Raw genomic sequence first — 19,177 nt, forward strand, 5'->3', positions numbered from 1 at the left:
GCTATCTTGAGAGACGAGAGGGGAATATCAACCCATGCCGATCGAACGGATCTGTACGGTCGCAGAGGCCGTAAAACTGAATGAGTACGCCTATTCCTTCACCCTGGAGGTGGGGGATATGTCCCCTGCGGGGCCGGGGGAATTTGTCCATATCAAGTGCGGCGACAGCCTGCTGCTCCGCCGTCCCATCTCCATCTGCTCCTGGCAGGATGGGCTGCTGCGCATTGTGTTTGAGGTGCGCGGCGAGGGGACTGACTGGCTGGCTCACCGGAAGGCAGGGGACCAGCTGAGTGTACTGGGTACCCTGGGCAAAGGGTTCCAGATGGAGCGACAGGACAAGTGTCTGCTGGTAGGCGGCGGCATCGGAGTGCCGCCCATGCTGGGCTGTGCGAGATGGACCGACGGGAAGAGCACTGCCATCCTGGGCTTCCGCTCGGCTGACCGGGCCATGCTGCAGGAGGAGTTTGTGGCTGCCTGCGCCAATGTGCAGGTAGCTACAGATGACGGCAGCCTGGGCTACCACGGCTATGTGGATGCACTGGTGCGGGAAACACTTGAAAAGGAAAAAGACTTTACGGTCGTGGCGGCCTGTGGCCCCAAGCCGATGCTGCGCAATGTGGCCCGGGTGGCGGCCGAGTTTGGTGTGCCCTGCCAGGTGTCGCTGGAGGAGCGGATGGCCTGCGGCGTGGGCGCCTGCCTGGGCTGTGCGGTACAGATGGCTGACGGCACCATGAAGCACGTGTGTAAGGACGGCCCAGTCTTTGATGCCAGGGAGGTGGATTGGAATGTCTAAGGTAGATCAGTCCGTCGTACTGGCGGGTGTGAAGATGAAAAACCCTGTAGTGGTGGCCTCCGGTACCTTTGGCTTTGGCCGGGAGTACGGGCAGTTTTATAATCTGAATGAGCTGGGTGGTATTTGCTGTAAGGGACTTACACTTCACAGAAGAGAAGGCAATCCGTCTCCCCGTATTGCCGAGACCCCCATGGGGATCCTCAACTCGGTGGGACTCCAGAACCCCGGTGTGGACGCCTTTATTGCCGAGGAACTGCCGGAGCTGCGTACCCACGACCTGGCCATAATTGCCAACATCTCGGGCAATACGCCGGAGGAATACGGCATTATGTGTGAAAAGCTTTCTGCGGCTGGTGTGGATATGATCGAGGTCAACATTTCCTGCCCCAATGTAAAGGCTGGTGGGTTGGCTTACGGCACCAAGCCGGAGTTGGCCGCAGAGGTCACTCGGATGGCGAAGGCGCACTCTACCGTCCCTGTAATGGTAAAGCTTTCCCCCAACGTCACAGATATTACTGAGATTGCCCGGGCGGTGGCCGACGCAGGAGCGGACGCCCTGTCCCTCATCAACACCCTGCGGGGTATGCGCATTGATGTAAACACCCACCGGCCTATTTTGAAGATGAACACCGGCGGCTTGTCCGGCCCGGCTGTGCTGCCTGTGGCGGTGCGTATGGTATGGGAGGTGGCAAACGCCGTGGACCTGCCCATTCTGGGCATGGGCGGCGTGGCCAAGGGCGCAGATGCGGCCCAGCTGATGCTGGCCGGTGCCAGTGCCGTGGCGGTGGGGACCGCCTGCTTTGCTGACCCCTATGCTCCCGTCAAGGTGCGGGATGAACTGGCCGCACTGGCTGAGATGCAAGGTATAAGCAAGGTATCTGACTTTACAGGAGCGGTCAAGCCCTGGTGAGTGAGAACAGAGATAGAAGCCAGGCCGGGAAGAGCCCTCAGGGCCTGAACGGGCGGCGGGTAAGAGCAATGGGGTGGTCCTTATGACGAGAGTGTATTTGATCCGCCATGCGGAAGCGGAGGGAAACCTGTACCGCCGGGTCCACGGCTGGTATAACAGCTTGATCACGGACAACGGATATCGGCAGATTGCTGCTCTGCGGGGGAGGTTTGCAGATGTGCCGATCGATGCGGTATATTCCAGTGACCTCTTCCGTACTAAAACCACGGCGGGAGCCATTTACCTCACCCACGGACTTGAGCTGCGCACCCTTCCGGAACTGCGGGAGATCGGCGTAGGGGAGTGGGAGGACCGAACCTGGGGTGAGTTGGAGCGGACAGATGCTGTGCGCCTGATCCGCTTCAACCACAGCGCCCCTGACTTTCAGGTCCGCGGAGGCGAGACCTTTGACCAGGTGCAGCAGCGGATGAAGCGGGCGGTCCTCTCTTTGGCGGCCGCCCACCCGGGACAGACCATCGCCCTGTTTTCCCATGGCACGGCGATTCGTTGTCTGCAAGGGGCGGTGCGGGGACTTGGGCCAGGCGAGATGGATGAGCTGGGCCACAGCGATAATACTGCTGTTACCTGCCTGGAGGTAGAGGGTGAGTACATCCGCATTGTCTTTGAAAATGATAACTCCCACCTGCCGGAGGAGATTTCCACGCTGGCCCGCCAGAAATGGTGGAAGCAGGAGGGGGGCAGGAGCGCTGATGCCAACCTCTGGTTCCGGCCTCTGGACCTGGAATCTCAGGCAGAGCTCTATAGTGCCGCTCGACATGACGCATGGGTGGATATCTGTGGTCCGGATGTCCCCTTCGACCGGGATGGCTTCTTAAAAGATGCCATGCGCTGCTGGAAGCAGGACCCGGGCAAGGCGATCTGCTGCGCCATGCGGGGAGATGAGATTGCCGGTGTGCTCCAGTTGGACCTGGAGCGGGACCGGGATGAGGGAGCGGGTTATATTCCGTTCCTGTACATCTTGCCCCAGTTCCGTCGGCAGGGGCTGGGGGTGCAGCTGATTGGACAGGCGGTGTCTACGTTCCGGCCATTGGGGCGCACCACGCTGCGCCTGTGCTGTGCTCCGGACAACGGACGGGCCCAGCGCTTTTACCAGCGCTACGGCTTCCGTAAGAACGGGCAGATGCCCGGCAGCCGCCAGCCGCTGGACCGTCTGGAAAAATACATTGGATATGAACCAAAGGAACCGTAATACGAGTATGAATGAATTTCTGCCTGTTTCAAAAGCGGATATGCAGCAGCGGGGCTGGGATGGCTATGATTTTCTGGTCATTACCGGCGACGCCTACGTCGATCACCCTTCCTTCGGCCCTGCGATCATTTCCAGGGTGCTGGAAGCAGAGGGATATCGTGTAGCCATCCTAGCACAGCCGGACTGGCGCAGGGCGGAGGCCTTTACCGCATTGGGCCGTCCGCGCCTAGGGGTGCTTATTTCAGGGGGCAACATTGACTCCATGGTGGCTCACTATACGGCCGCCAAAAAGCGCCGGCATGATGACGCTTATTCTCCCGGGAACCGGGCCGGCCTGCGTCCGGACCGGGCTACCATTGTCTATGCCAACAAGGTACGGGAGGCGTTTGGCGATATCCCGGTGGTAATCGGTGGACTGGAGGCCAGCCTGCGGCGTTTTGCCCACTACGACTATTGGGAGGATAAGGTCCGCCGGTCTATCCTCTTTGACAGCCAGGCCGACCTGCTGGTCTACGGTATGGGGGAAACGGCTACCCGGGAAATTGCCGGGCGTCTGGCCTCGGGTACCCCTGTAGGCGAGATTACCGATGTGCGGGGGACCTGCTTTGCGGCAAAGGATCCGTCCCTGTGTGCCTACCCCAAAGTGGAGTGTCCCTCCTATGAGCAGGTGTGCACGGATAAACGGGCCTATGCAAAGGCCAACCAGATCCAGTATGAGGAACATGACCCCATTCGGGGCAAGGCGATCCTCCAGCGCCACGGGGACCGGTTGCTCATTGTCAATCCGCCCGCCATGCCGCTGACCACGCAGGAGCTGGATTTTGTGGCTGAGCTGCCCTATGTGCGGGAGCCCCACCCTATGTATGATTCCATGGGCGGTGTGCCGGCTATTGAGGAAGTGCGCTTTTCCGTCACCCACAACCGAGGGTGCTTCGGAGCGTGCAATTTCTGCTCGCTGGCGTTCCATCAGGGGCGCATCATCAGCTCCCGCAGCCACGAGAGTGTGATCCGGGAGGTAACGGCCCTGACCAAGCATCCGGGCTTCAAGGGGTACATTCACGATGTGGGCGGTCCTACCGCCAATTTCCGCCGGCCGGCCTGTAAAAAGCAGATGAAGGCGGGGGTGTGCCGCAATCGGGCCTGCCTGGCGCCTACGCCCTGTCCCAATCTGGATGCCGACCATACAGATTATCTGATGCTCCTGCGGAAGGTGCGGCAGGTGCCGGGTGTGAAGAAGGTATTCATCCGTTCGGGAATCCGCTTTGACTTCTTGCAGAAGGATACCAATGGGGAGTTTTTTGCCGAGCTGGTGAAGTATCATGTCTCCGGCCAGCTCAAGGTAGCTCCTGAGCACTGCGTCAACGGAGTGCTGAACTACATGGGCAAACCTCATATCGAGGTCTATGAGCGCTTTAAGCAGAAATATGAGCGGCTGAACCAGAAGTACGGCAAGGAGCAATACCTGGTGCCCTATCTCATGTCCTCACACCCCGGCTGCACCATGGCCGACGCAGTGCATTTGGCCGAATGGCTCAACCGCACCGGCCGCCAGCCGGAGCAGGTACAGGATTTCTATCCGACACCTGGAACTCTGTCTACCTGCATGTACTATACGGGCATCGATCCGCGGACGATGAAACCGGTTTATGTACCCCGTGATCCACATGAAAAGGCCATGCAGCGTGCCCTCATGCAGTGGAAGCGTCCGGAAAAACGCGCTTTGGTGCGTGAGGCGCTCCGTGTGGCCCATCGGGAGGACCTGATTGGTTATGGCAAGGAATGCCTGCTGCGTCCCTCGACGGGTGGGCCGGCCAGGCAGCAGGGGAAGGGGAAAACGCCCCCGGGACGCAAGTCGGCAGGCTTACCTCAAGCGGGGCATACCCGACAGAAACCTGTCAAAAAAGCCGGTTGGGCAGTGGCCAAGCCAAAGAAGAACGCAAGACCCAAAAAGAAGAAATAAAAAATGGAGCCCCGGCTTGATGCCGGGGCTCCATTTTTTATTGAGCATGCAGATGATTTTGCAGGGTGGCGGCAAGCCGGGCAAATTCCGGAATTCCAAGCCGCTCTCCGCGTACATCGGCAGGTAAGCCGCAATCCTCCAGTATACTCCGCAGCACATCTTTGTCCAAGCGGCTGCCGAAGGCGGCGGACAGGCCGTTAAGCAGAGTCTTACGGCGCTGGGCAAACGAGGCTTTTACCACCTGGAAGAAAAAGGACTCCTCGACCAGGTCCTGAGGGGGCTCCGGGCGGGGGACCAGGCGAATGACAGCGGAGGTCACCTTGGGAGCAGGGAGGAAGCACTCAGGCGGCACTTCGAATAGAAACTCCGGCTGGGTGTGATACTGGCAGAAGAGAGAGAAGGCGCCATAGTCGGATGTACCCGGGGCAGCGCAGATGCGCAGGGCGACTTCCCGCTGGATCATGACTGTGATCGAGGCAAAGCAATTTGCTTCGATCAGGGCGGTGATCACCGGAGTGGTGATGTTATAGGGCAGATTGGCACAGGCGATGGGAGTCAGGCCGGGAAACTGCTCATTTACCAGGGCGGCCAGATCCAGTTTCATGGCATCTCCCGGGATGACCGAGACGTTGTCATAGGGGGCGAGGGTCTCCGCCAAGATGGGCAGCAGGGCCTTGTCCAGCTCAATCGCAGCCACCCGGCCCGCTCTCTGAGCCAGTTGAACGGTTAGCGGGCCAATCCCCGGGCCGATTTCCAACACGCCGCAGTGCGCCTCGGCACCGGAAGCCTCTGCGATATCCCGAGGGACCCATCCTTCAATCAAAAAATTCTGCCCCATGCTCTTGGAAAAGCGGAAGCCGTGGCGGCCCAACAAGGCCTTGATATCTTTTTCGTTACATAGATCCATTGGTTGATCTCCTTTTCAGCCGGGCCATCAAATACTCGTCGGCGTAGGTACCATTTCGGATGGTGGCCATACGCTTGAGCCCTTCCTTTTCAAAGCCCAGCTTTTCGTAGAGCCGGATGGCACGTTCGTTGTCAGCAAAGACCTCCAGCTCTACCCGCACCAGCATCAGCCAGTTGTCCGCCAGATCCAGCAGGGTGGTGAGCAGGGCAGTCCCAACTCCCATATTCTGATAGTCGGTATGGACAAAAATCCCCACACTGCCCACATGGCGCATTCTCGGACTGGCCTGAACCTGGAGAGCGGCTGCGCCGATGATGGTGCCGTCTTGCAGTACAGCGACAAAGTTATGATTGTCAGGGCCCATAGTTTTAAAGCGGTCGATATTGCGTTGGACGGACTCAGAAGGGAGGCCCAGGGTCGTTTCAAATACCCCTGGCATACGCCGCAGGTCAGTGAAGCCCTCCATGTCTTCCAGACGGGTGGGGCGAATGATATAGTCCATGGCAGTAACCTCCCAGCAGGATGATTCTGTCACTATACCACAAATCCCCATAAAAAACAACCGCCCGGAGGGTGTCTCACTCCGGGCGGAAGAGGTTGGGCTCAATAGGCGGCCACTACGCCGCCGTCATTGGCATAAACGGTGCTGATTCCACCGGTGTCACTGATGAGAATGTCGGAGAAACCGCACTGCTTCATGGCCAGTTCCTTGAGGTAAAAGGCACGTTCCAGGCAGTTGCAGTGGACGATGGACAGGGTACGTCCCACATGCTTGGCATCTTCCGCCATCAGGGCGACCATTTTGCCCAGAGCCTGCTTGACCGACATGGCCTGTCCTTTTTTGCAGATCTCGCCCTCCGGTGTGGAGCCCATAAGCAGTTTAATGCGCAGTGTGCTGGTGACCAGAGACTGCACACGGGTCAGCCGGCCGTTTTTACGCAGATTGTCCAGATTTTCCAGCACGAAGTAGGTCTTCATTTCGTTGATATAGCGGGACACTTGGCTGACCACCGTAGTGAAATCCATGCCGGACTGGGCCAGCTCCTTGATCTTCAATGCAACCAGAACCTCTCCAGCGGAGGCCGAGCAGGAGTTGAAGATGTGCACATTGGCACTGGGGTGTTCCTCCAGCCAAAGGCTGCGGGCCTGAGCCGCTGCGTTGTGGGACCCGGAGAGTAACGCAGACAAAGTGACCACATAGATGTCATCCACCGTATCGTCAAAGGCATCCAGGTACTGGGCGGGGGAGGGGCAGGAGGTGTGGGGTGCTACAGGGGATTCGCGCATACGCCACAAGAGCTCACTTTGATCAAAAGAGGCATCATCTACAAAAACATGCTCGCCAACATGGATGGTAAGCGGGACGCTCTGGAAACACTCCTCCTGGAGCTGAGCCGGGGTGAGGTCGCAGCAGCTGTCGACAATAATCTTGAAACTCATGGTAAAAATCCTCTTATATAATGATGGATATTACATCTGGATATGTTGTCATTGTAGCATTGATAGGGGAGAAAGTAAAGGGGAAAGATGTAAACATTTCCGAAAGAACGCTTATTCTGACTCCATTTCCAATTCCATCAGCAGCTTTTGATCTTCTTTGGAGGAGAGATCCAGCTGTGCATAGAGGTCCGGTCTGCGCTGACGGGTGCGGAGGATGGATTGCTTCCGGCGCCAACGGGCAATGTTCTTGTGGTCGCCAGAGCGGAGAATGGGGGGCACCTTACGGCCGTGCCACTCCTCCGGACGGGAGTACTGAGGGTATTCCAGCAGGCCGTTCCAGTGACTTTCATTTTCAAAACACTCCGGATCGGACAGCACGCCGGGGACCAGGCGGGATACCGCGTCGGCTACTACCATGGCTGCCAATTCGCCGCCGGTGAGCACAAAGTCACCAATGGAAATTTCCTCGTCCACACACTCCTCGATAAAGCGCTCGTCAATTCCCTCATAATGGCCGCACACCAGGATCAGATGGTCATAGTCATCCCGCAGACGGCGGGCATCAGCTTCTTTAAAGGTAGTGCCGGCGGGGGACATATAAATGGTATGACCGGGACCATACGTATCGGTGATATGCTTCCAGCACTGGTAAAGGGGATCGGCCTGCATGACCGCACCTCGTCCACCGCCGTAGGGGTAGTCATCCACCTGCTTTTGCTTGTTGAGGGTGTAGTCCCGAATCTGATGGGCCTCAATGCGGATGATGTCACGCTCCTGGGCCCGGCCCAGGATAGACTCGTTCATCATATCGCCCACGGTCAGATCGAACAGGGTCATGATATCGATTCTATACATCAGTACGCATCCCCTCGATGAGCCGGACCTTGATGTAGCCCGCCTCCACATTGGTCTCCGCCAAAAATTCATCTACGGCGGGGATCATATACTCGTGTTCTCCCCGGACCACGTAGACTTCGTGGGCGGGCGGGGTGAGCACATCGGCTACCGTGCCAAGCTTCTCACCAGTGGCGGCGTCAATGACCTCCAATCCCAGAAGATCAGCGATGAAATGCCGGCCCTCCGGCAAAACTACGCCGCTGCGGTCGATGGAGATGGTTTTGCCCTTGAGTGCCATGGCGGCATTCACACTGTCCACACCCTCCAGCATAGCCAGTACGTTGCCCTTGTGCACGCGCATGGAGCGGACCCGAATTGGCTGCCCGTCCAGATAGAAGGTGTCAAACTGGCAGAGGAACTCCGGCGTATCGCACCAGGGGACGATTTTCACCTCACCCTGGATGCCGTGGGTGTTGACGATCTGACCGGCCTCTAAAAATGGATGTTTCATCGGTATCACCCCAACATTGAACTGGATTTATGCCTGTATCAGGCGGAAAAAGCCGGCCGACCAGACGGTCGGCCGGCTTCTCACATCTAGGGGAGATGAGGCCACCCCTGGACTTTAGTCGACGATTTCAACGGAAACCTTGGTGCCCTGGCGCTGGGCCACGGAGCGCATCAGCGTACGAATCTCCTTGGCAATACGGCCCTGACGGCCGATCACCTTGCCCATATCCTCCGGAGCGACCCGGAGTTCCAGGACGGTCTCGCCATCACCCGTATGCTCGGTGACACATACCGCATCGGGATGGTCTACCAAGTTTTGGGCAATGTAAGTGAGCAGCTCCTTCATGTCAGCTGTGCCCTCCATTAGATGGCGCCGGCTTTTTTCAGCAGGGCCTTCACGGTCTCAGTGGGCTGAGCGCCGGTCTTGATCCAGGCCTGAGCGCGCTCGGCGTCTACCTTGATCTCGGCGGGCTGGGTCAGAGGATTGTAAGTGCCGATCTCCTCGATGAAACGGCCATCGCGGGGATAACGGGAGTCAGCAACCACGATACGATAAAAGGGAGCCTTCTTGGCGCCCATCCGACGCAGTCTGATTTTAACCATTGTATATTCACCTCCACATGATAGTAACATCGATCTATGGAAACGCGTACGATGCGCGCTTACCAACGGTTTAGAAGGGAAGTCCCGGCATTTTACCGAACTTGCCCATTTTCCCCAGCTTACCCATACGCTTCATCTGTTTGCCGGAGAATTGCTTGCTCATCTGTTGCATCAACTCAAATTGTTTGAGCAAGCGGTTGATATCTACCACTTGGGTCCCGGAGCCAGCGGCAATCCGCTTTTTCCGGCTGTTGTTCAGCAGGGAGGGATCCTCCCGCTCCGCCGGTGTCATGGACAGAATAATTGCCTCGGTACGGGACAGGGCATTTTCATCCACATTGGCCCCTTCCAGCGCCTTGGCATTTACCCCCGGGAGCATCCCGGCGATATCGGAAAGGGAACCCATGCTCTTGATCTGGACCAGCTGGTCGTAAAAATCAGCCAGCGTAAACTTGTTCTTACGCAGCTTCTGCTCCAGTTCGGCGGCCTTTTTGGCATCGAAACTCTGCTGCGCCTTTTCAATGAGAGAGAGCACGTCGCCCATACCCAGAATACGGGAGGCCATACGATCGGGGTAGAAGATATCCACCTGATCCAGTTTCTCACCCTGACCGACAAACTTGATAGGCTTACCGGTGACCGCCTTGATGGAGAGTGCTGCGCCGCCCCGGGCGTCGCCGTCCAGCTTGGTGAGCATGACACCGGTAATATCCAGGGCTTCATCAAAGGCCTTAGCGGCATTTACCGCGTCCTGACCAATCATGGCGTCCACGATGAGCAGAATCTCGGTGGGATCAATGGCGGCTTTCATTTCCTTGAGCTGTTCCATCAGCTCTTCATCGACGTGGAGCCGACCAGCGGTATCGATGAACACGATGTCGTTGCCGTGCTTTTTGGCATGTTCAATGCCTGCTTTGGCAATATCGATGGGATCAATCTGCCCCATCTGGAACACGGGCACATCCACCTGCTGTCCCACTACCTCCAACTGGGTGATGGCGGCGGGGCGGAAGGTATCGCAGGCCACCAGAAGGGGACGCTTGCCCTGCTTTTTCATAAAGCCGGCCAGTTTAGCACCGTTGGTGGTCTTACCTGCGCCGTTGAGGCCCACCAGCATCACTACCGTGGGGGGCTTAGGGGAGATGGTAAGCTTGGTGCTCTCGCCGCCCATCAGGTTGGTGAGCTCCTCATTGACGATCTTGACGATCATCTGGGCGGGTGTGAGGCTCTCCAGAACATCGCTGCCCACAGCCCGCTCCGTAACTGAGGCGACGAACTGCTTGACCACCTTGAAGTTTACGTCGGCCTCCAGCAGGGCCATACGAATTTCCTTCATGGCCTCCTTGACGTCAGCCTCGGAAATGCGGCCCTTGCCGCGCAGCTTTTTAAACGCTGCGGAAAGCTTTTCGGTCAGTCCTTCAAATGCCATGCCTTACTCCTGTTTCAGCTGGGACAACACACGCTTCACCTGGTTGCAGAGTTCTTCCACCGTGTCGTCCTGATAACGCTCGTCGTTGCGCTGGGCGATGGTGTCCACTGCTCGTTCGATCTGGCTGAACTGCTCCTGCATCTTGTGGAAACGGCGGATGATGCCGGTTTTGTCTTCCAGCTCTGTGAGGATGGCCTCGGCCCGGACGATCACGTCTCGGACACCCTGACGGGTGATACCATAGTTCTCTGCAATTTCCGCCAGGGAGAGGTCTTCGTTGTAATAGAGGTCGTAGAATTCCTTTTGGCGGTCAGTGAGCATGTCGCCGTAAAAGTCATAGAGCAGCGCCATGCGGTAGGCTTGGTTCTTCACGTTACCGCCTCCTTCCGGATCTCTGTAAAGTTAGTAAAGCTTCGGAGCTTTACAACAGAAGAGATAATACTATAATTTGGCCGGTTTGTCAAGAGAAAGATTGCACATTTCCTGTAGGTTATAGACGGGTATGGAAGTGAGGTCATCTTTTTTTCGTTTGCTAGTGTCAAACGGGCCAAAACGTTGTATAATAGCTGATACTGACGATCTCGTCATCTCCCATAGGAAAGGAAGGAAGCCCAGTGATCGAAGTTTCCATCATCGAGCTGCTGCCTGGCGTGCGTCTGACAGCGGTGCAGACGAAGAAATTCAAATCCAGTGTATTGGGAGCGCAATTTCTTCTGCCTTTGTCGGAAGAGACTGCCGCTCTGAATGCGCTGGTTCCCATGGTGCTCCGCCGCGGCACGCGGAAGCATCCGGATATGCAGTCCATCTCTGCAGTGCTGGATGAGCTGTATGGCGGCTCTCTGGAGCCCACAGTGCGTAAAAAAGGTGAGACCCAGTGTGTGGGGTTTGTAGGAAGTTTTTTGGACGACGCCTATACACTGAAGGGCGAATCCATTCTGGAGCCGGCGGCCGAGTTGCTGGGAGAGCTGCTGCTGCAGCCCTATACCCAGAGCGGAGTATTTTGCCCGGATTATACCCGGCAGGAGCAGGCAAACCTGATCGACCGGATTCGAGCCCAAGTCAACGATAAGCGGCAGTATGCCCAGATGCGGGTCGTGGCTGAGATGTGCGCCGGAGAGCCCTTTGGCGTGGACAAGCTGGGGAGTGAGGCGGCGGCTGCCGCCATCACGCCGGCGGAGCTCTGGGCCCGGTATCAGTCCATGCTGGGCACTGCTCCCATTGAGTTTTACTACTGCGGATCGGCGGAGCTGGAGCGGGTACGAACGGCGGTAGAGGCCATTGCCCGTGCACTGCCCCGGAGTGGAGAGCGCGTGGCGCCGGCCCGGCCGGCCAAACGGGCCGCTCCGGAGCAGCCCCGCTTGGTGGAAGAGGCGCTGGATGTGACCCAGGGCAAGTTGTCCATGGGGTTCCGTACGGGTGTGGACGCTTGGGATGCTGACTACCCGGCTATGATGCTGGTAAACGCCATCTACGGTGGTACCACCACTTCCAAGCTGTTTCTCAATGTGCGGGAAAAGCTCTCCCTGTGCTATTATGCCAGTTCGGGGCTGATGAAATATAAGGATGTGATGCTGGTCTCCTCCGGTGTGGAGTTTGGCAAGGTGGGACAAGCCAAGGAGGAGATCCTGGCCCAGCTGCGCAACTGTCAGCAGGGCCAGTTCAGCGATGAGGAGCTGGAGTGGGCCCGGCGTTCAGTCGTGAGCGCGCTGCGCACCGCTCTGGATGCTCAGAGCCGGCTGGAGGACTACTGGTTGGGCCAGGCGGCCGCCGGCTTGACCGAGGCTCCTGACGAGTTGGCCGGACGAGTGGAGCAGGTGACCCGGGAGCAGGTACAGGCAGCCGCCGGCAAACTGAAACTGGACACGGTCTATTTCCTGAAAGGTAAGGAGTGAATCCATGATTAGCAAGGAGTACCCCCGTATTGGGGAGACACTGTATCATGCTCAGCTGGAGAATGGACTGCATATCTATGTGGACCGCCGGCCTGAGTTTCAGAAGAGTTATGCCTTTTTTGCCACTAATTATGGCGGCATGGATATGAAGTTCCGCCTGGACGGGCAGTGGCAGGACACCCCGGCGGGGGTGGCGCATTTTCTGGAGCACAAGATGTTCGACACCGAGGACGGCAACGCTCTGCAGGATCTGGCCGCCAATGGCGCTTCGCCCAATGCGTTTACCAGCTCCGCCATCACGGGATATTTCTTTGAGAGCACGGAGAAATTTTATGACAATTTGAAAATTCTGCTCTCCTTTGTATCCGTGCCCTACTTTACGCAGGAGAGTGTGGACAAGGAGCAGGGCATCATCGGTCAGGAAATCCGCATGGTGGAGGACGACCCGGATAACCAGGTGTTCTATGCCCTGATGGAGTGCCTGTATGACCACCATCCCATCCAGGTGCCCATCGCCGGTACGCAGCAGTCCATTGCCTGTATCACAGCGGATACCCTCTACGCCTGTCACAAGGCATTTTATACTCCTTCCAACATGGTGCTCACCGTGGCGGGGGATGTGGACCCGGAGATGGTCTGCCGTATTGCCCGGGAAATTTTGCCTGCTGAGTCCGGCGGCAGCATTGAGCGGGACTATGGCGGGGAGGAGAACGACAAGGCCTCTGTCTCTGTCAAGGAATTGAAGATGGAGGTATCCACCCCCATTTTCCAGTTGGGATTCAAGGCTGATCCGGCTCCTGCGGGGGAGGAGCGGCTGCGTCGGCAGCTCATGGGAGAGCTGGCTTGTGAGGCGCTGCTGGGCAATTCCAGCCCGCTGTATGCCAGCCTGTATGAGAAGGGGCTCATCAACGCCAACTTTGCCTATGGTTTTGAGATCTATCCCGGCTGCGCCCTGATGGCCGCCGGCGGTGAGAGCCGGGACCCGGTCCAGGTGCGGGACGCGGTGCTGGCCGAAGGGGAGCGCATCGCCCGAGAGGGCATCGATGAGGCGTTGTTTGCCCGACTCAAAAAGGGACTGTACGGAGCCAGGGTGCGGGCTATGAACTCGTTTGAGAATGTATGTATCGAACTGGCGCAGGCCCATTTTGCCGGGGTGGAGTATTTCCGCTTCCCGGAGGTCTTTGACCAGATCCAGAAATCCGATGTGGAGGACTGCATCTGCCGGTGGGTAACCGGGGCACGCTGCGGCCTGGCTGTGGTCCGGCCGGGGGAGAGCGTATGATGGGTACAGTTTCCTTCCCAGGGCTTGGACTGGAATTTCAGCTGAACCGGGTGGCTTTTCATGTTGGAAGCTGGCCGGTGTACTGGTACGGCATCATTATTGCCGCGGGATTTCTGCTGGCTGTGCTGTATTGCACCCGCGTGGCGGGGCAGTACGGCATCCGGCAGGACGACATCATCGACATGCTCTTCTTTGCCGTGCCCCTGTCCATCGTCGGGGCGCGGCTGTACTACATCGTGTTTTACCTGGACCTGTTTCGCAAGGAAGATGGGTCGCTGGATTTTGGGGCGATGGTCCGTATCTGGGACGGCGGGCTGGCGATCTACGGCGGCGTCATCATGGCGGTCATTGTTTTGCTGGTGTTCTGTAAGGTGCGCCGCATCAAGTTCCTGGCCTTTGCCGATCTGGGCGTGTTTGGCATGCTCATCGGGCAGATGGTGGGGCGCTGGGGCAACTTTGTGAACATTGAAGCCTACGGCGGGCCCACGGACCTGCCCTGGCGGATGGGCATCTATGCCTATGTGGATGGTGTCCGCCAGTACATGGAGGTACACCCTACCTTCCTCTATGAATCTTTGTGGAACTTGGTGGGCTTTTTGCTGCTGATCCAGGTGGCCAAGCGCTGGCGCAAGTTTGACGGGCAGATGTTTTTGAGCTATTTTGCCTGGTACGGTGTGGGCCGGGGCTTTATTGAGGGGCTGCGCACCGATAGCTTGTATTTTTTCAATACCCCCATCCGGGTCAGCCAAGTGTTTGGCTTTGCTACCGCGGCGGTGGCCATCGTGCTGCTGGTGATCAATCTGGTATTTCTCAAGCATGATCCGGCCAAACTGTGGGTCAATCAAGTAAAGAAAGAGGCCCGTCGGGTGGCTCTGGTATATCGGGAGGGAAGTCCGGACGTCCAGAAGTGGTACAGAACACAGAAAAAGAACCTGGAACAGGAATTTGCTAAGGTAGAGGAGTATGCGCTGCCTGCCAATGCCACAGATGCGGATATGGCTGAGCTGTACGAGGCACTGAAGAGCCGGGACGACCTGAGCGAGATCCGACAACCGAAGACATGAAAACGTTCAAAACGGTCTGCCGATGGCAGGCCGTTTTTTTATGCCCGGATAGCTGGCATAAAACGGGACGGGCCTTCATAGGATGTGCCAGGTACAAAAGAAGGGAAGGAAACGTGGGATGAGACATAGTTCATTCATGCAGTTCTGCCAGGCGGCCATGCTGCTGCCTCCGACGCTGAGAGATGAGGTAGATGTGTTGCCCGAGGAATGGAAGGGACAGGCGGAAGAAATCCGCCTGCGGGCGGGATACCCTGTGGCGCTCGTTCTTCCAGAAGGGGAGCGGGAGGTGGGAAAGCACCCGGTAAGTTCGGCCGATCTGGAATTGGTACTGGAGATTGCCACCCGGGGTTCCGTCCACTCAGCCATGGAGCAGGTGCGCAACGGATTTTTCACTGTGCCGGGCGGGCACCGGATCGGCATCTGCGGCAGCGGGGTATGCCGATCCGGTGAGGTATGGAATCTGCGGCAGATCTCCTCACTGGCCATACGTGTGGCACGGCAGGTCAGCGGTGTGTCTGCGGCGGTTTTGGACAGGCTCTGGCAGGACGGTGTGTTGCAGAGCACCTGTATTATCTCACCCCCGGGCTGGGGTAAGACCACACTGCTGCGGGATCTGATCCGGGCGGTCTCTGACGGAGAGGGGCATCCACCCCGCCGGGTTGGAGTGGCTGATGAACGGGGGGAACTGGCCGGCATGTACGGTGGCCAGCCACAGTTCCAGCTGGGCCGTCAGACCGATGTGCTGGACGGTTGTCCCAAGGGAGCGGGTTTGCTGATGCTGCTGCGGGGGATGAATCCACAGGTTTTGGCTATGGACGAGATTACGGCACCGGAGGATGTAGCCGCACTGGAGATGGCAGCCAATTGTGGGGTGTCATTGCTGGCCACCGCCCATGCACGCACGCAGACGGAACTGGAGATCAGGCCCCTTTACCGGCGCCTTCTGGAGCAGAACCTTTTCCGGCGCCTGGTGCTGATTGAACGTGGAACAGAAGGGCGCTGCTACCGGGTGGTGGAGTTATGATAAGACTGTTGGGAGCGCTGATGCTGGCCGGTGGGGTGGCCTCCATCGGTTTTTTCGCCGCGGGAGAACTGAACCGGAGAACCAGGGCTCTGCGGGCCATATGCGTGGCATTGGAGCGGATGGAGCAGGAGATAGCCTTTCGTCTGACTCCATTGCCCGACTTGTTCCGACTGCTGAGCATCCAGAGCGAGCCTCCTGCCCGGGAGTTGTTTGCCCGTTGCCTGGAGGGGCTGGAACGGCTGGGAGAGGTTCCGTTTTCTCAGATATGGAGCGAAGAACTGGAAAGACTGATGCCATATTTGAGGGAGGGGGAACGCGGTGCTTTGGAAGAGCTGGGCAGCGTACTGGGCCGGTACGATGGAGAGGCCCAGCGCGCCGCGCTCTCCCGGGTGCGGACGGAACTGGCACATGGGCTGGAGACGGCTCAGGAGGAACAAAAACAGCAGGGGCGGATCTATCGGGTCCTTGGGATCACCGCAGGGGCGTTTTTCGTCATCCTGCTGCTGTAGGAGGAACGGACATGGATGTGGATCTGATCTTTAAAATCGCCGCCATCGGCATATTGGTATCGGTGCTCAATCAGGTGCTCTCCCGCTCGGGGCGGGATGAGCAGGCTACCATGACCACCCTGGCCGGGCTGGTAGTAGTACTTATGATGGTAGTGCAGCAGATCAGCAACCTGTTTGAGCTGGTCAAAGAACTCTTTGGATTATGAGCCATGGACAGCGTGCTGAAAGTTGTGGCCGTGGCGGTGACCGCCGCTGTCTGTGCGGTAGTGGTCAAGCAGGATGCCAAAGGTATCGGGATGGTTTTGGCCATGGCGGCGGGGGCACTGGTGCTGGGGTTGTCACTGGGGGCGGTGGAGAGCGTACGTGCGCTCATGGACGACCTTACTGCCATGGCGGGACTTGCCCCGGCAATCGTGGACCCGGTGGTCAAAACCGTGGGGATTGCCATCCTCACCCGTATTGCTGCGGAGGTGTGCCGGGACGCGGGAGAAGGGGGGCTGGCTGCTTTTACGGAGACGGCCGGGGCGGCCATGGCGCTGCTGGTGACTCTGCCGCTGCTGCGTTCTGTGCTGGACACCCTAACCGGCCTTCTATAATAAAAGGAGATACCAATGATGCGACGCTATTTCATTGCCTGCCTGACGGTAGTGTGCCTGTTGGCTGGGGCTGGGTGGGCTGCGGCGGCCGAGCCGACGGAGAACGACGGTGTGCTCTCAGCCCAGTCGGAGGCACTGGATCTGGACAAGCTCCAGGATGCCGGAGCGGAATACCTGCCGGATGTGGATCTGGAACAGGGGATACAGCTGGACGAGGGGATCCAGTCGATCCTGGATGCGGGCAGCCGACAGCTCTTTAGCGTACTGCGCAAGGCTCTGCGCAGCGGGGCACTGCTGCTGGCGGTTGTGCTCTTCTGTGGACTGACAGAGGGGCTTTACAGCGGTATGGGTGTGGCACGGAGTATGGACGTCACGGCTATCGTGGGCGCGCTGGCCATCACCGCGGTGGCGGTGAGCGACGCTCATGCGCTTATCGGTATGGGAAAGGAGACGTTGGAAAACCTGGAGCTGTTCTCCAAAGTGCTGCTGCCAACCGTCACGGCGGCCGCCGCCGCTGCAGGTTCGCCCAGTGGAGCAGTGGCCCGTCAGCTGGCCACCATGCTGTTCTCCGATGTGCTGATCACGCTTGTCAATCGCTTATTGCTGCCGCTGGTCTATACCTATATCGCTGCCTGCGTGGCCTACGCAGCTATCGGCAACGATGGACTGAAACGGATTGCCGGGACACTCAAGTGGGTTGTGACCTCTATCCTGACGGGAGTTCTCATCTTATTTGTGAGTTACCTGACGGTCAGCGGGGTCATTGCGGGCAGTGCGGACGCCGTCACAGTCAAGGCGGCCAAGTTTACCATGTCCAGCCTGGTCCCGGTGGTCGGCGGGATTCTCTCTGATGCAGCGGAAACCGTGCTGGCTGGAGCGGGGATCCTTAGAAATGCAGTAGGAGTGTTCGGAATGCTGGTGATTCTGGGTATGTGTGTGGTACCCTTCCTGCAGCTGGGAATCCATTACCTGACCTATAAGTTGACGGCAGCCCTGAGTGCTACGGTCTCCGGTGGCCGGGTAGCAGGACTTATCGACCAGATCAGCGGGGCTTTCGGATTGGTATTGGGTATGACAGGGGCGTGTGCATTGCTGCTGCTCATCTCCCTGGTGGCTGCCATCACGGCGGTAGTGAGGTAAAGGGAAATGCTGGATGTCATACGAACCTGGCTTATCGGTGTTACCTGTGCTGCATTGGTGGCTGCACTGGCTGAGGGACTTACACCTGACGGTACGGTACGGAAGATCGGACGGTTGGCCAGCGGCCTGGTTCTGCTGGCGGCGATGCTCCAACCGCTTCTGCGGTTAAATACCACGGCCCTCACGCAGGCATTGACGGAGTACAAGCTGGATCTGAGCGCTTACAGCACGGACTTGGAGGAGGAAAATCAGGAATTGATGAAGGGCATCATAGAAGAACAGGCTGGCGCATATATTCTGGACAAGGCGACCGCGCTGGGAATTACCTGTCAGGTCCGGGTGGAAGCGCAGGAGGAGGAAGAGTGGCCCATACCGCATAGTGTGTTCATCTCCGGGGTGCTGACTCAGGAACAGCAGCAGGCGCTGACCCAGGTCATTGAGAGGGAATTTGCCATTCCGGCAGCGCGGCAGTATTACGAAAGCGGGGCGGACGAAGCGTGAAACAGGATGTATGGAGTGTATGGGGCGGGCGGCTGCGGAGCCTGTTGGACCGGTACAAATTCGTACTGCTGGTCATTCTGGTGGGGACGATCTTGCTTTTACTGCCTTCCACGCATACCGGAGGGACGGCCCAGGTACGGGCAGAGCCGGCAGATGAGCAAAACAATCTCTTTTCTGTGGAGACCCTGGAACGGCGGCTGGAAGAAGCACTCTCCCAGATCGACGGTGCGGGGGAGGTGGAGGTGGTTCTGACACTCAAAAGCAGCGCACGTCAGATCCTGGCTCAGGATAGCCGCAGCAGCAGCCGGGAAACGGGGGATGCAGAGACCCAGATTGATACCGTTGTAGTCTCCCAGGGGTCGGGTGAGGAGCAGACTGTGGCGCTCCAGCAGGTTTCGCCCGAATATCAGGGGGCTCTCGTGGTATGCTCAGGGGGTGGGGACCCGTCTGTACGACTGCGGATCGTGGAATCCGTGTCCGCTTTGACCGGCCTGGGGGCCGACCGGATATCAGTTTGTAAAGGAAAGTGAG

Annotated in this window: 23 protein-coding genes; 14 read left to right on the plus strand and 9 right to left on the minus strand. The window is 58.2% G+C overall.

Annotated elements, in window-relative coordinates; genetic code table 11:
• The first annotated feature begins 34 nt into the window (after nucleotides 1-34).
• The 4 genes from WMO45_RS00870 to WMO45_RS00885 all read left to right on the plus strand — a co-directional run bounded on the left by WMO45_RS00870 (nucleotide 35) and on the right by WMO45_RS00885 (nucleotide 4,912).
• The gene (locus tag WMO45_RS00870; RefSeq protein ID WP_349138742.1) at nucleotides 35-793 is read left to right on the plus strand and encodes a dihydroorotate dehydrogenase electron transfer subunit; all 759 of its coding nucleotides are present in this window, start codon (nucleotides 35-37) and stop codon (nucleotides 791-793) included.
• Nucleotides 786-1,703 carry a dihydroorotate dehydrogenase gene (locus WMO45_RS00875; RefSeq protein WP_349138743.1) on the plus strand — a complete coding sequence of 306 codons (918 nt, stop codon included), beginning with the start codon at nucleotides 786-788 and terminating at the stop codon, nucleotides 1,701-1,703. Before WMO45_RS00870 ends, WMO45_RS00875 begins: the two co-directional genes overlap by 8 nt.
• An 82-nt stretch (nucleotides 1,704-1,785) precedes the next feature.
• On the plus strand, nucleotides 1,786-2,952 hold the full coding sequence (locus WMO45_RS00880) for a GNAT family N-acetyltransferase (RefSeq protein ID WP_349138744.1): 1,167 nt from the start codon (nucleotides 1,786-1,788) through the stop codon (nucleotides 2,950-2,952).
• Nucleotides 2,953-2,959: 7 nt separating this feature from the next.
• Complete coding sequence (locus tag WMO45_RS00885; protein WP_349138745.1) at nucleotides 2,960-4,912, plus strand: YgiQ family radical SAM protein; 1,953 nt, start codon at nucleotides 2,960-2,962, stop codon at nucleotides 4,910-4,912.
• Between the two features lie 37 nt (nucleotides 4,913-4,949).
• Here WMO45_RS00885 and rsmA read toward each other — a convergent pair whose 3' ends face one another.
• The 9 genes from rsmA to ylxM form a co-directional block, all read right to left on the minus strand.
• On the minus strand, nucleotides 4,950-5,819 hold the full coding sequence (rsmA, locus tag WMO45_RS00890; RefSeq protein ID WP_349138746.1) for a 16S rRNA (adenine(1518)-N(6)/adenine(1519)-N(6))-dimethyltransferase RsmA: 870 nt from the start codon (nucleotides 5,817-5,819) through the stop codon (nucleotides 4,950-4,952).
• Nucleotides 5,806-6,321, minus strand: coding sequence for a GNAT family N-acetyltransferase (locus WMO45_RS00895; protein WP_349138748.1), 516 nt, complete (start codon nucleotides 6,319-6,321; stop codon nucleotides 5,806-5,808). Before WMO45_RS00895 ends, rsmA begins: the two co-directional genes overlap by 14 nt.
• A gap of 101 nt (nucleotides 6,322-6,422) precedes the next feature.
• Nucleotides 6,423-7,259 carry a DegV family protein gene (locus WMO45_RS00900; protein ID WP_349138749.1) on the minus strand — a complete coding sequence of 279 codons (837 nt, stop codon included), beginning with the start codon at nucleotides 7,257-7,259 and terminating at the stop codon, nucleotides 6,423-6,425.
• A 111-nt stretch (nucleotides 7,260-7,370) separates the two neighbouring features.
• Entirely contained in the window at nucleotides 7,371-8,114 is a 744-nt protein-coding gene (gene trmD, locus WMO45_RS00905; protein WP_349138750.1) for a tRNA (guanosine(37)-N1)-methyltransferase TrmD, read from the minus strand.
• Nucleotides 8,107-8,607: a ribosome maturation factor RimM gene (gene rimM, locus WMO45_RS00910; RefSeq protein ID WP_349138751.1), complete on the minus strand. Its 501-nt coding sequence runs from the start codon at nucleotides 8,605-8,607 to the stop codon at nucleotides 8,107-8,109. The genes trmD and rimM overlap by 8 nt, the downstream gene beginning before the upstream one ends.
• A gap of 114 nt (nucleotides 8,608-8,721) precedes the next feature.
• Entirely contained in the window at nucleotides 8,722-8,952 is a 231-nt protein-coding gene (locus tag WMO45_RS00915) for a KH domain-containing protein (RefSeq protein WP_349139324.1), read from the minus strand.
• 17 nt (nucleotides 8,953-8,969) lie between these two features.
• Nucleotides 8,970-9,209 carry a 30S ribosomal protein S16 gene (gene rpsP / locus WMO45_RS00920; RefSeq protein ID WP_007489428.1) on the minus strand — a complete coding sequence of 80 codons (240 nt, stop codon included), beginning with the start codon at nucleotides 9,207-9,209 and terminating at the stop codon, nucleotides 8,970-8,972.
• Nucleotides 9,210-9,279: 70 nt separating this feature from the next.
• On the minus strand, nucleotides 9,280-10,638 hold the full coding sequence (gene ffh / locus WMO45_RS00925; protein WP_349138752.1) for a signal recognition particle protein: 1,359 nt from the start codon (nucleotides 10,636-10,638) through the stop codon (nucleotides 9,280-9,282).
• Nucleotides 10,639-10,641: 3 nt separating this feature from the next.
• Complete coding sequence (ylxM, locus tag WMO45_RS00930; protein ID WP_349138753.1) at nucleotides 10,642-11,010, minus strand: YlxM family DNA-binding protein; 369 nt, start codon at nucleotides 11,008-11,010, stop codon at nucleotides 10,642-10,644.
• Between the two features lie 242 nt (nucleotides 11,011-11,252).
• Between ylxM and yfmF the strand changes: the two genes are divergently transcribed.
• The 10 genes from yfmF to WMO45_RS00980 all read left to right on the plus strand — a co-directional run bounded on the left by yfmF (nucleotide 11,253) and on the right by WMO45_RS00980 (nucleotide 19,176).
• Complete coding sequence (gene yfmF / locus WMO45_RS00935; RefSeq protein WP_349138754.1) at nucleotides 11,253-12,530, plus strand: EF-P 5-aminopentanol modification-associated protein YfmF; 1,278 nt, start codon at nucleotides 11,253-11,255, stop codon at nucleotides 12,528-12,530.
• A 4-nt stretch (nucleotides 12,531-12,534) separates the two neighbouring features.
• Nucleotides 12,535-13,812: an EF-P 5-aminopentanol modification-associated protein YfmH gene (gene yfmH / locus WMO45_RS00940; protein WP_349138755.1), complete on the plus strand. Its 1,278-nt coding sequence runs from the start codon at nucleotides 12,535-12,537 to the stop codon at nucleotides 13,810-13,812.
• Complete coding sequence (gene lgt, locus WMO45_RS00945; RefSeq protein WP_349138757.1) at nucleotides 13,809-14,876, plus strand: prolipoprotein diacylglyceryl transferase; 1,068 nt, start codon at nucleotides 13,809-13,811, stop codon at nucleotides 14,874-14,876. Before yfmH ends, lgt begins: the two co-directional genes overlap by 4 nt.
• 118 nt (nucleotides 14,877-14,994) lie before the next feature.
• Complete coding sequence (locus WMO45_RS00950) at nucleotides 14,995-15,900, plus strand: stage III sporulation protein AB (protein WP_349138758.1); 906 nt, start codon at nucleotides 14,995-14,997, stop codon at nucleotides 15,898-15,900.
• The gene (locus WMO45_RS00955) at nucleotides 15,897-16,409 is read left to right on the plus strand and encodes a stage III sporulation protein SpoIIIAB (protein ID WP_349138759.1); all 513 of its coding nucleotides are present in this window, start codon (nucleotides 15,897-15,899) and stop codon (nucleotides 16,407-16,409) included. The genes WMO45_RS00950 and WMO45_RS00955 overlap by 4 nt, the downstream gene beginning before the upstream one ends.
• Nucleotides 16,410-16,420: 11 nt before the next feature.
• A complete protein-coding gene (spoIIIAC, locus tag WMO45_RS00960; RefSeq protein ID WP_349138760.1) occupies nucleotides 16,421-16,615 on the plus strand; it encodes a stage III sporulation protein AC in 195 nt (64 codons plus the stop codon).
• A gap of 3 nt (nucleotides 16,616-16,618) precedes the next feature.
• Complete coding sequence (locus WMO45_RS00965) at nucleotides 16,619-17,005, plus strand: SpoIIIAC/SpoIIIAD family protein (RefSeq protein WP_349138761.1); 387 nt, start codon at nucleotides 16,619-16,621, stop codon at nucleotides 17,003-17,005.
• Nucleotides 17,006-17,020: 15 nt separating this feature from the next.
• Nucleotides 17,021-18,145: a stage III sporulation protein AE gene (locus WMO45_RS00970; protein WP_349138762.1), complete on the plus strand. Its 1,125-nt coding sequence runs from the start codon at nucleotides 17,021-17,023 to the stop codon at nucleotides 18,143-18,145.
• 6 nt (nucleotides 18,146-18,151) lie between these two features.
• Nucleotides 18,152-18,646, plus strand: coding sequence for a stage III sporulation protein AF (locus tag WMO45_RS00975; protein WP_349138763.1), 495 nt, complete (start codon nucleotides 18,152-18,154; stop codon nucleotides 18,644-18,646).
• Nucleotides 18,643-19,176, plus strand: a complete 534-nt coding sequence (locus tag WMO45_RS00980) for a SpoIIIAG-related protein (protein ID WP_349138764.1) — start codon at nucleotides 18,643-18,645, stop codon at nucleotides 19,174-19,176. The genes WMO45_RS00975 and WMO45_RS00980 overlap by 4 nt, the downstream gene beginning before the upstream one ends.
• Nucleotide 19,177 lies beyond the last annotated feature (1 nt).

Source organism: Flavonifractor hominis, from assembly GCF_040095835.1.
In the GTDB taxonomy this organism is placed as follows: domain Bacteria; phylum Bacillota; class Clostridia; order Oscillospirales; family Oscillospiraceae; genus Flavonifractor; species Flavonifractor hominis.